Source organism: Novosphingobium album (ex Liu et al. 2023) (genome assembly GCF_029076845.1).
Taxonomy (GTDB): Bacteria; Pseudomonadota; Alphaproteobacteria; order Sphingomonadales; family Sphingomonadaceae; genus Novosphingobium.
Window position 1 is genome coordinate 152,247 of sequence record NZ_JARESE010000015.1, and the last position, 11,783, is coordinate 164,029.

The window sequence follows — 11,783 nt, forward strand, 5'->3', positions numbered from 1 at the left end:
GTGATGTGATGGCAACGGAGTCTCCTATGTTCGACCTGCACGGAATGACCGCCCTCGTAACCGGGGCCTCGGGCGGAATCGGCTCGTGGATTGCGCGGTCGCTGGCGGCGCGCGGCGCGCGGCTGGCGGTGTCGGGATCGAACGCCACCAAGCTGCGCGCGTTTCGCGACGAGCTGGACGAGCACACGCCGCAGCATGTTCAGGAAGTCGATCACGTCGCCATCGCCTGCGACTTGTCGAGTGCCGAGCAGGTCGAGAAGCTGGTTCCGGCCGCGCTCGAATCGCTGGGCAAGATCGACATCCTGATCAACAACGCCGGCATCACGCGCGACAATCTGGCGATGCGGATGAAGGACGAGGAATGGGACGCGGTGATCCGCGTGAACCTGGAATCGGCCTTCCGCCTGATGCGCGCCGTCACCCGGCCGATGATGAAGGCGCGCTTCGGCCGCATCATCACCATCACCTCGGTCGTCGGCACCACCGGCAATCCCGGCCAGATGAACTATTGCGCGTCGAAGGGCGGTCTCACCGCCATGTCGAAAAGCCTCGCGCAGGAACTGGCCAGCCGCAACATCACGGTCAACTGCGTCGCCCCCGGCTTCATCCGCACCGCGATGACCGAAGTGCTGCCCGACGCGCAGAAGGACGCGCTCAACGGCCGCATCCCGATGGGCCGCATGGGCGAGGGCGAGGATATCGCCGCCGCCTGCGTCTATCTAGCATCGCGCGAAGCGGGCTACGTCACTGGCCAGACCATCCACGTCAATGGCGGCATGGTGATGGTTTGAGGGGTTGTTGGGAAATGCGCGGGAGCGCGCATTTGCGCCGCGAGGCGCATTTCCCAACACCTTCCCCCCGCCGGCTCCGCGCGAATTGCCGGCGGAGGCCGTCTTTATCCCCAGATTCGCCCCGGTTCCGGCACTTCGCGCTTGCCGCGTTGCATCCCCGCGTTAGAGAAGATGGTCCGAATTATAGGGTAAATCGACTCCCGGCCGACCAAGGGGGAACATGAGGCTACCATGAAGGCCACGATTGAACGTTCCACACTCCTGCGATGCCTTTCCCACGTCCAGTCTGTCGTCGAGCGGCGTAATACTATTCCGATTCTCTCGAACGTGCTGATCGAGGCGGCCTCGGGTGGGGCGCTGAAAATCATGGCGACCGACCTTGATCTGCAAGTGATCGAATCGCTGGGCGCGGTTTCGGTGGAGGCGCCGGGGGCGATCACGGTATCCGCCCACTTGCTGTTCGATATCGCGCGCAAGCTGCCCGAAGGCAGCCAGGTCAGCCTTGAGGTCGCCGACAATCGCCTGATCGTGAAGGCCGGCCGCAGCCGTTTCCAGCTGCCCACGCTGCCGCGTGACGATTTCCCGATGATCGCCGAGGGCGAACTGCCCACCAGCTTCGAGATCTCCGCCGCGACGCTGGCGCAATTGATCGACCGTACGCGCTTCGCCATCTCGACCGAGGAAACGCGTTACTATCTCAACGGCATCTTCCTCCACGTCTCGGACGAGGAGCTGAAAGCCGCGGCGACTGACGGCCACCGCCTTGCCCGCTTCACCCTGCCGCGTCCCGACGGCGCGCAGGGGATGCCCGACGTGATCGTACCGCGCAAATGCGTGGCCGAACTGCGCAAGCTGCTGGAAGAAGCGCTCGATACTAATGTGCTGGTCGATCTGTCCGCCTCGAAGATTCGCTTCACGCTGGGTGGGGAGAATGGCGTGGTGCTGACCAGCAAGCTGATCGACGGCACGTTCCCCGATTATACGCGCGTCATCCCGACCGGGAACGACAAGCTGCTTAAGGTCGATCCCAAGAGCTTTTGGGAAGGGGTCGATCGCGTCGCGACGATCGCCACCGAAAAGACCCGCGCGGTCAAGATGGCGCTGGAGCCGGACCGCGTGACGCTTTCGGTCACGTCTCCCGACAACGGCACGGCGGCCGAGGAAGTGCCGGCGCAATATGCCTCGGACGGGTTCGAGATCGGTTTCAACGCCAATTATCTCAAGGATATCCTGGGCCAGATCGAAGGCGACACGGTTGAGATGCATCTGGCCGATGCCGGCGCGCCGACGCTGATCCGGCAGGACGAAAAGAGCCCCGCGCTTTACGTGCTGATGCCCATGCGGGTGTGATCGCGGGGCCTGCGCTGGCTTCCGGCCCGCTGGCTTTCGGACGAGGCTGGGCTCCTGATCAGCCCTTGCCGGCGGCCGCGATCATCGCTTCGACCATCACGAATTTCTCGCGCGGGGCGCCTTCGCGCGCGTTGGCGACTTCGGCTTCCTCGATCTTCTTCCAGTCGTGGAATTCCACCACGCTGATGCCGCGTTCGCGCACGATCGCATCGAGGCCGGTGGCGCCGGGCTTGCCCGCTCCTTCGGTGATGTCCTCGGCGACTTTCTCGATCACGCCGAAGCCGTCGGGGCGGTTGGTGCCGATCGTGCCGGTCGGGCCGCGCCGGGCCCAGCCGACGCAGTAGAGGCCGGGGCCGATGCGCCCTTCGTCATTGGCGAAGCGGCCGCCGCGTTCGTCGAACGGCACTTCGGGGATCGGCGAGGTCTGGTAGCCGATGCAGGCGATCACCAGCCCGGCCGGGATCGTATAGGTCTCGCCCGTGCCGACGGCGCGATTGTCTTCCAGCCGGGTGCGTTCCACCTCGATTGCCTCGACCCGGCCGGTGCCGATGATCGCCTTGGGCGAGGCAAAGAAATCGAACTCGACGGTGATCGGCCGGGCCGCGCGCTCCGCGTCGGCCAGCGCGGCGAACGCGCGCAAGTGGCCCACCGACTTGCGCTGCCCCGGCTCCAGCGCGCCATCCTCGGCTTCGGGCGGCAGATCGGCCGGATCGACGCGCGGCGCCGCCCGTTCGAGATGGCCCAGCTCGCCCAGTTCCTTGGGTGTCATCGCGATCTGGTGCGGCCCGCGCCGGCCCAGGATGACGATCCGGTTGATCCGCGAGGCATGAAGCGCATCGAGCGCGTGCGAGACGATGTCGCTCCCGTCGAATTCCGCGCGGGCCTTGGCGAGAATGCGCGCGACGTCGAGCGCGACATTGCCATTGCCGATCACCACCGCCGTATCGTGCGACAGCGCGGGATCGAGGTCGGCGAAATTGGGATGGCCGTTGTACCAGCCGACGAACGAGGCGCTGCCGAAAACATTGGCCAGATCCTCGCCCGGCAGGCCCAGCTTGCGGTCATTGGGCGCGCCGGTGGCAAGGATCACCGCATCGTAAAGCCCGCGCAACTCGCTGACGGAGACATCGCGGCCCACCAGCACGTTGCCGACGAACCGCACGTTTTCGGCCAGCGAAGTGGCTTCGTACCGGCGCGACACGCCCTTGATCGACTGGTGATCGGGCGCCACGCCGCTGCGGATCAGGCCATAGGGAACCGGCAGGCAATCGATGATATCGACATGGACATCGTCCCCCCATGCCTTCAGTGCGGCTTCGGCCGTGTAATATCCGGCCGGCCCGGAACCGACGATCGCAATCTGCCTCACCCTGAAGACCTTCCGTCTTTCTGGCCACTTGCGTGGCCGTTTGTCTGGAGCGTTCCAGCTCCTTGCCGATTAGCAAGCACGCTCGCGGCGAGTCCCGCAAGGAAAAATACCCGCAGGCGCGTGGCATCGTCGTTGCGGTGCGAACGGGCGCGGGCGGGTGCCATCAAGCATTTGATCTGAAACGAAATCGCAATAAACGGCCGGGTTTAACCGTTTCGCAAGCGGCGCTGGCGCATGACGCGTCCATGGTGATGGATGGTGATCGACCGGATCGTGACGGGGAGCGGGCGCGCTCGGCGCCCGCGCGCGCGCCGGCCGCGGCCGGGGCGAAGCCCGCGGGCCAGGCCGGGATCGCGCGCGGCACCGTGGCGCGCGGGCGCGGCATGGCACCGGCCCGCACCCACGTCAGCGATCCGCTGCACTTCTTCGTCGCTCCCGAATGGGCGCTGATGGCGCCATGCCTGGTGGCGGCGCTGGCCGTCATGGGGCTCGTCTCGTTTTCGCTGCCCAGCCTGGTTTCGGCCAGCATCGCGCTGGGTGGCATCGTCATCACCGCCGGATCGCGCATCGCAGCGCGGTTCGAAGCCTCGCTCGATCCGGCAAGCTGGCTGCGCTATCCGCTGATGCTGGCCATGGTATTCCTGCCGATGTTCCTGTTCGGCCTTACCGCCTCGCGCTGGACCTGGCGCGTCGACAGCGTCACCTGGGAGATGACGGTCGCAGTGCTGGGCGTGGTCGGCCTGATCGCCACCGCGCTGCTCAATGGCCGGCTCACCTCGATCATCGCGGCCAATGTCGGCTTGTGGGTGGGCGCGTCGATCTACGGCGGCTCGATGGTCAGCATGGCGCTGCTGCTGACGGCCGGGGCGATCGGCCTGTTCCTGGCCTATAGTCACGCGCTGCAGGCCGCGCGCGAAGGCGTGCGCCGCGCCGACCGGGAGCGCGAGCAGCGCCGCGCCGAGGAACTGCTGGCCGAATACGAGCAGACCGGGCAGGGCTGGTTCTGGGAGACCGACCGGCGCGGCCAGATCTCCTATGTCTCGCCGCGCATCGCCAGGCTCCTGGGCAAGACGCAGGACGAACTGGAAGGCCGGCCGTTCATCGAACTGTTCGTGCTGGATGCGCGCGAGCAGGAAAGCGAACGCACGCTGGTTTTCCATCTTTCCACCCGCTCCTCGTTCCAGGATCTGGCGGTCCAGGCCGCGACCGGCGAGCAGGAAGAGCGCTGGTGGTCGATCACCGGACGCCCGGTGCTGGACCAGTTCAACAACTTCCTGGGCTTTCGGGGGTCGGGCACCGATCTGACCGAGACGCGCAAGTCGCAGCGCCATGTGACCGAGCTGGCGCGGTTTGATTCGCTCACCAAGCTGGCCAACCGTTTCCAGATGGCGGAATGGCTGGACAAGATCCTCAACGCGCCGCGCGTGGAGAACCGGGCCTGCGCGGTATTCCTGCTCGATCTCGACCGCTTCAAGCAGGTCAACGACACGATGGGCCATCCGGCGGGCGATGTCCTGCTGAAGCAAGTGGCGGACCGGCTGCGCACCACGGTGGGCAATGCCGGCCGCGTCGGGCGGTTGGGCGGCGATGAATTCCAGATCATCCTGCCGGGCCACGCCCCACGCGAGAGCCTGGCCAATCTGGCCCGGCGGATCATCGAAACGCTTTCGCACCCCTATTCGATCGAGGGCAGCCGTGTCACCATCGGCGCGTCGGTGGGCATCGCGCTGTGCCCCGATGACGGCACCACATCCGAAGAGATCATCCGCAACGCCGACCTCGCGCTGTATGCCGCCAAGGACGGCGGACGCGGCCGCCACCACTTCTACGCCAAGGATCTGCACAGCGAGGCGCAGGAGCGCCAGCAGCTGGAACAGGACTTGCGCGATGCGATCGCGCATGGCGAACTGGAATTGCATTACCAGCCGCAAGTGCGCACCACGACCGAGAAGATCACCGGCTTCGAGGCGCTGCTGCGCTGGAAGCATCCGCGCGACGGCTATCTCTCCCCCGCCAAGTTCGTGCCCATCGCCGAGGATGCCGGCCTGATCGCGGCGATCGGCGAATGGGCCTTGCGCACCGCCTGCCACGATCTGGCCCGCTGGCCGGAGGAAGTGCGCGTCGCGGTCAACGTCTCGCCGTTGCAGTTCGCCAATCCGGCGCTGCCCGCGATCGTCACCAATGCCATCGCCGCCGCCGGCATCTCGCCCGCGCGGCTGGAGCTGGAGATCACCGAAAGCGTCTTCCTCAACGATGACCAGTCGACCGAGGCGATGTTCGCCGCGCTCAAGCGCGTGGGCGTGCGGCTGGCGCTGGATGATTTCGGCACGGGCTATTCCTCGCTCGGCTATCTGAAGAAGGCGCCGTTCGACAAGATCAAGATCGACCAGAGCTTCGTGCGCGGCGCGACGGTCGAAGGCAGCCGCAACGGCGCGATCATCGCCTCGATCGTCAGCCTGGCCGAAGCGCTGGGGATGGAAACCACCGCCGAAGGGGTGGAGACGCTCGACGAGCTGGATCTGGTCCGTATGCTCGGCTGCAGCCATATCCAGGGCTACATCTACGAAAAGGCGCTGAACGCCGACGCGGCGACCATTCGTATGCATTCGGGCCTCACCGCGATCGCCAAGGGACCGCGCTCCGCCCGGGCCCAGCGCCAGACCATGCTGCGCAAGGTCATGCTGCAGCACGGCAGCCACCGCTATGACGGCACCATCCGCAACATCTCGCAGACCGGCGCGATGATCGAGGGGCTGTGGAACGTGCCGCCGGGTACGCCGTTCGGCGTGCAGCTGGGCGACGACTACGTGGTGGAGGCGGTGGCGCGCTGGTGCAAGGAAGACCGGATGGGCGTGGAATTCGCCCGCCCGCTCGATCTTGACGCGGCCGGCGCGGTCGCCTTCGTGCCCCCGCGCGGGCGCCGCGATCGGCCCGACGCGCCGCTCCTGCGCCAGACCGGCTGATGCGGCCGGGCGCGCTGCCGTTGGCAAGTGGGGCCATGCGCGGCTTTGGCCTGCTGACAGCGGGATGACGCGCTGCTAACGGCGCGAGCATGACCGAACTCGCGAATATCCGCAATTTTAGCATCATCGCCCACATCGACCATGGCAAGTCGACGTTGGCGGACCGGCTGATCCAGCTCACCGGCGGCCTCTCCGAACGGGAGATGAGCGCGCAAGTCCTTGATAACATGGATATCGAGAAAGAGCGCGGGATCACCATCAAGGCGCAGACGGTGCGCCTGAACTACACCGCCAGGAACGGCCAGACCTATGAGCTGAACCTCATGGACACCCCCGGCCACGTCGATTTCGCCTATGAGGTCAGCCGCAGCCTTGCCGCCTGCGAAGGCGCGCTGCTGGTGGTGGACGCCGCGCAAGGCGTCGAGGCGCAGACGCTCGCCAACGTCTATCAGTCGATCGAGCACGATCACGAGATCGTCCCCGTCATCAACAAGATCGACCTGCCCGCCGCCGAGCCGGAAAAAGTCCGCACCGAGATCGAGGACATCATCGGCATCGACGCCAGCCACGCGGTGCTCACCAGCGCCAAGTCCGGCCTGGGCATCGAAGACGTGCTGGAAGCCATTGTCGAGCGCATTCCCCCGCCCAAGGGCGAGCGTGACCGGCCGCTGAAGGCCATGCTGGTCGATTCCTGGTACGATCCCTACCTCGGCGTGGTGATCCTCGTGCGCGTGATCGACGGGGTCATCAACAAGGGCCTCAGCGTCAAGTTCATGCAGGGCGGCACCGAGCACCTGATCGACCGCGTCGGCTGCTTCACCCCCAAGCGGATCGACCTGCCCGAACTCGGCCCCGGCGAGATCGGTTTCGTCACCGCGCAGATCAAGGAAGTGGAACAGGCCAAGGTCGGCGACACCATCACCACGGTGAAGAACGGCGCGACGCAGGCGCTGCCCGGCTACAAGGAAGTGCAGCCGGTGGTGTTCTGCGGCCTGTTCCCGGTCGATGCCGCCGATTTCGAGAAGCTGCGCGAATCGATCGGCAAGCTGCGCCTCAACGACGCCAGCTTCAGCTTCGAGACCGAGAGCAGCGCCGCCCTGGGCTTCGGCTTCCGCTGCGGTTTCCTCGGCCTGCTGCACCTGGAGATCATCCAGGAACGGCTGACGCGCGAATACGACCTCGATCTCATCACCACCGCGCCATCGGTCGTCTACCGCATCCAACTCAACAAATCGAAGACCGACGACGCGCGCGAGATCCTGCTGCACAACCCGGCCGACTATCCCGATCCCAGCCGCATCGCCCAGATCGACGAGCCGTGGATCAAGGCGACGATCTACACGCCTGACGAATACCTCGGCGCCATCCTCAAGCTGTGCCAGGACCGGCGCGGCATCCAGAAGGATCTCACCTATGTCGGCGGCCGCGCGCAGGCGACCTACGAACTGCCGCTCAACGAAGTGGTGTTCGATTTCTATGACCGGCTGAAATCGATCAGCCGCGGCTATGCCAGCTTCGATTACGAGCAGATCGGCCTGCGCGAAGGCGATCTCGTCAAGATGAGCATCCTCGTCAACAACGAGCCGGTCGATGCGCTGTCGATGATCGTCCACCGCTCGGTCGCCGAAAGCCGCGGCCGCCACATGTGCGAGCGGCTCAAGGAGCTCATCCCCAAGCACCTGTTCAAGATCCCGATCCAGGCCGCGATCGGCGGCAAGGTCGTCGCCCGCGAAACGATCAGCGCGATGCGCAAGGACGTGACTGCCAAGTGCTATGGCGGCGACATCACCCGCAAGAAGAAGCTTCTGGAAAAGCAGAAGAAGGGCAAGGCCAAAATGCGCGAGTACGGGAACGTGAGCATCCCGCAGGAGGCATTCATCGCGGCGTTGCGGATGGGTGAGGAGTGATCGGAATTGGTGTTTGCTGCGTAGCTTGATCCGACGAGAAAGACGCAGACCTCTTGAGGCTACCAGTTTTACGATATCACCTGCGGAGCACTAACTCAAATTTCTCGCGTCCCTAATCAATGGGCTGTCGTTGTTGTTTGGGCCGTTTATAATACTCAGTGCCTCTGCGCTTTTCGTTCTGAAAGGTACGAGTATTACCCTCCTATCCAAACTAACATCGTCGGCGAATTTGTGACTCTTTATTAGTTCGATTAAGGGGTCGACAAACTTCGTCGATCGCAAGGGAAGGCCTCGCTTTAGTGCGCTGTGCAATCTACCACTGCCTCTTTGTAAAAATAGCTTTCGCAATATCGTAACTAGTACTTTGACGGACTCTTGCATATTTGAAGACATTACAGCGTCGTTGGTAGAGGATTGATCGTCATAGGATTTTATTATTGTGCCATTGTTGAATATTCCGGTTGGAATGTCATCTTCCGACACAGCTCCAATGACCTTGTCGATCTCACATTTCCAGAATTTTGGAAACCTTACTTTCTCAGAATGCGATGAATCTCGACTCAACGAAAGTGTGGAGAACAAGCAATTTCTGAAATTGACTTTGGAGATGTCTATTTCTGTGGTAATTTCTAGATTTCCAAAAACTCCATTTCTAATATCAATAAAATCTCCTTCGTATGAAATAGATGAATCAATCATTGTGCAAATTAAATCAATACTAGTGATGTTTAATCTTTCCGAATCTGATGCTTTTTTTAACGCAATTGAAAGCTTTTTATAATTACTGCCTATTTTTTTAATTAAAATTTCCCTGCCCAAATATCCGATAGCAATTTCTATATCCTTCAATTTTAGATTGTCGCCAAATGGTGAATCCACAAATTCACAAATATCACCGCTGGCGGCAGCATCGGCGAAATCGGCGTCAATGAACTCTCTTGCGCCTGCTTTTCCTGGAACCGCACCAAGTCCCGGCAGGCGGCTCGTAAGCAGATTTGTAGGTTCGTCAGCATCCCTGCCGAATACTCGATGGAATACTGCTCTCAATTCACTTTCTTGAAGTCCCTTGCGGGCTTCCACTCGCCTCGCTTCCGTCGCAAGGCCTTCAATGAAACGACGAAGCTCAGAGGGCTCAAAGCCAGCGCCCCAGATTTGTTTGACCTCACGTTCACAGACTTTTCCAAGCATTTCATCCCAGCCAGATGCTGGATCCAAGCTTCCTAATTCAATGTCATCTGATAGCAAGCCACTATTGGCAATGTAACCAAGCAACAAAGGGCGCGTAGGAAGCCAGATTGGTAAAGGCGCATCCATTTTTTTTCAGATATTTTTGGATGTCCGCATCTGTAAACCCAGCGAGATCATAAACATGAGCTATGTCAGCATAGCCAAGTGCCAACTTTGCCTCTTCTCGATCATCAAAATAGTTTGCTCTTCCAGCAATAAAAATGGGCGCCGTTCTAGGAGTTTGCTCAATAAATTTCTTCACGATTTCGACGGCAAAACGACGAGCATGTCTAAGATTTTGGACCGAGACAGCAAATTGAGGAGGCGTAAGCTCGTCAAATCCGTCTAAAAATAAAGTTGTAAATCCAGCTCTCCACGCGGAAATGAGGTTTTGCGGACCTTCAAAGCCGATCTTTCTGGCGTGGCTGTATAAAACTTCATCGGGTTCGCCTTGAGCAAGGTGCTCTCTTAAATTAAGGTATATCGGACATCTAGTCGAACGTGCCGCAATAAACTGATCTCTGGCGCGGAAATATATATCCCGCATTGTCATGCTCTTTCCTGAGCCATAGTCACCGAAGATGGCAAATACTCCACCTTCTTGACTTAAAAATGCTAAATCAGCAGCTTTTACAGCGTTTCCCGAATTTGTATCGCTTAGTGCGGTGGGTATATAGCTTGATTGAGGTACTCTAAAATCTAGATCGTCGGCTGGATTCCGGATGCTTCCAAATGCGTAGTCACCTCGTATTCTAATGTAGTGACGGGCATTGAATAATCTAGAAAATAGAGTTGAGAATGAAATTATCTCTTTTGGGCATCCGGTTCTTGCTAATCTAACATATTCTGATTGATCGGCAGTGGGCTCTTCTAGCGTAATAAGGAGAATTCGGAAATTATATTCGGAAAATTTTGAGTTTTTCTTCAGTTCTTTTACCAGAGAGGCGCTCTTCTCGAGATCATATATTGTTTTTTTCTTCGCTTTGATCTTGGTTGCCTCTACAATAATAAGCTCCGTCCCCGTGTCTATAATTTCATCTCGCTCGCGTCCGCTAACCTTAATGGAACCTGTAAACTCTGATCCTCGGAAAAGTTGATGTGCGACTTGACGTACGGAAGTTTCAAACGCTTCTCCAGTTAGAGCATCTTGTGAAAAATCAGGCATAGCAAAACCGTTTCTGCGTCAATTATGTTGATGAGTGAATGGTTTCACGTTTAAGTCAATATGCCATTTTGTAAAGCGAAGATCAGGAGCGCGGATGTTGCCTGTCCGGCTATCCGTCGCAACTCTACGCGGCAGTCATCTGTGAATGGCGAGGACGCATTTGACGGGGGCAGGGTATTTTGCGTCGTCGCGTTTGTCAGGGCCGCGTGAGTGTGGAACGATGGCGGGCCGCGTGACGCGCCGCCTATTCCTCCCCTCCCTCGCCGTCCCAGCCGATCTGGCGTTGCTCGGCCTCGCGGCGGCGCTGGACGATCAGGTCGAGCTTGGCGTCCAGCGTTTCCAGCGCCTGTTCGGCGCGGACCTTGTCTTCGGCGGCGCGTTCGGCTTCCCATTCCTTGCGCCATTGGGCCTTGAGCCGTTCGAGGTTGCCGCGTTCCACCGCGTTGAGGTTGGCGAGGCTGTCGGCGGCGAAGCGCTTGGGCGCGCGGTTGCGCAGCATGAACATCAGCAGCCGGTCGTTGTAGACGCGGCGCGTGCCGACCACGGCGCCGAAGTGGTAGATCGGCACGTCCACGCCGTTGAGCGCGCGGTCCATGGCGATGTCTTCCAGCCGCTGCACGCCCAGCGCCAGCGCGGCTTCCCACGCCTTGCGGAACTCGCCTGCTTCGGGATGGCGGCGCAGGAGATAGGCGCCTTCGGGGGACATGTTCACCGCGCGCGCGGCGGCATCGACGCTGCCCAGGTCCGCCAGCGCCTCGATGAAGCGGCGCTGGCGATCGGGCGTCCAGCCATCGTGGCGCTGGCAGCGGCGGGGCACGGGGGTGAACGCGGGCAGGGTGCCGCGTTTGCGCTTGCGGGGCTTCTTGTCGATCATCGGCGGGCCTTTCGAGGATGGAGCCGCGCGAATATGCCTCAGGTCGGGGGTTGTAGGACAGCGCCGGGTGCCCTGGTGCACGTCGTCCACTGGATTGGATACATTTTTACAGAATGGGGCTTGTCGGCTCGCCGGCA

Annotated in this window: 8 protein-coding genes; 4 read left to right on the forward strand and 4 right to left on the reverse strand. The window is 61.1% G+C overall.

Annotated features, from left to right (window positions below; translation table 11 throughout):
- Nucleotides 1-26: 26 nt before the first annotated feature.
- Together fabG and dnaN are read left to right on the forward strand one after the other, a co-directional pair.
- On the forward strand, nucleotides 27-791 hold the full coding sequence (fabG, locus tag PYV00_RS05820) for a 3-oxoacyl-[acyl-carrier-protein] reductase (RefSeq protein WP_275227332.1): 765 nt from the start codon (nucleotides 27-29) through the stop codon (nucleotides 789-791).
- A 231-nt stretch (nucleotides 792-1,022) separates the two neighbouring features.
- Nucleotides 1,023-2,141 (forward strand): DNA polymerase III subunit beta, encoded by a 1,119-nt coding sequence (gene dnaN, locus PYV00_RS05825; RefSeq protein ID WP_275227333.1) that lies wholly within the window; start codon nucleotides 1,023-1,025, stop codon nucleotides 2,139-2,141.
- A 58-nt stretch (nucleotides 2,142-2,199) separates the two neighbouring features.
- On the opposite strand, the gene PYV00_RS05830 is transcribed toward dnaN, so the two are convergent.
- Nucleotides 2,200-3,510, reverse strand: a complete 1,311-nt coding sequence (locus PYV00_RS05830; RefSeq protein ID WP_275227334.1) for an FAD-dependent oxidoreductase — start codon at nucleotides 3,508-3,510, stop codon at nucleotides 2,200-2,202.
- A gap of 245 nt (nucleotides 3,511-3,755) precedes the next feature.
- Here PYV00_RS05830 and PYV00_RS05835 point away from each other — a divergent pair, with 245 nt between their 5' ends.
- Together PYV00_RS05835 and lepA are read left to right on the forward strand one after the other, a co-directional pair.
- Entirely contained in the window at nucleotides 3,756-6,473 is a 2,718-nt protein-coding gene (locus PYV00_RS05835) for an EAL domain-containing protein (RefSeq protein WP_428981608.1), read from the forward strand.
- Between the two features lie 89 nt (nucleotides 6,474-6,562).
- Complete coding sequence (gene lepA / locus PYV00_RS05840) at nucleotides 6,563-8,380, forward strand: translation elongation factor 4 (RefSeq protein ID WP_275227335.1); 1,818 nt, start codon at nucleotides 6,563-6,565, stop codon at nucleotides 8,378-8,380.
- Between the two features lie 90 nt (nucleotides 8,381-8,470).
- On the opposite strand, the gene PYV00_RS05845 is transcribed toward lepA, so the two are convergent.
- The 3 genes from PYV00_RS05845 to PYV00_RS05855 all read right to left on the reverse strand — a co-directional run bounded on the left by PYV00_RS05845 (nucleotide 8,471) and on the right by PYV00_RS05855 (nucleotide 11,646).
- Nucleotides 8,471-9,652 (reverse strand): hypothetical protein, encoded by a 1,182-nt coding sequence (locus PYV00_RS05845; RefSeq protein WP_275227336.1) that lies wholly within the window; start codon nucleotides 9,650-9,652, stop codon nucleotides 8,471-8,473.
- Nucleotides 9,630-10,772 carry an NACHT domain-containing protein gene (locus PYV00_RS05850; RefSeq protein ID WP_275227337.1) on the reverse strand — a complete coding sequence of 381 codons (1,143 nt, stop codon included), beginning with the start codon at nucleotides 10,770-10,772 and terminating at the stop codon, nucleotides 9,630-9,632. The genes PYV00_RS05845 and PYV00_RS05850 overlap by 23 nt, the downstream gene beginning before the upstream one ends.
- 244 nt (nucleotides 10,773-11,016) lie before the next feature.
- A complete protein-coding gene (locus tag PYV00_RS05855; RefSeq protein ID WP_275227338.1) occupies nucleotides 11,017-11,646 on the reverse strand; it encodes a hypothetical protein in 630 nt (209 codons plus the stop codon).
- Between the last annotated feature and the right edge of the window lie 137 nt (nucleotides 11,647-11,783).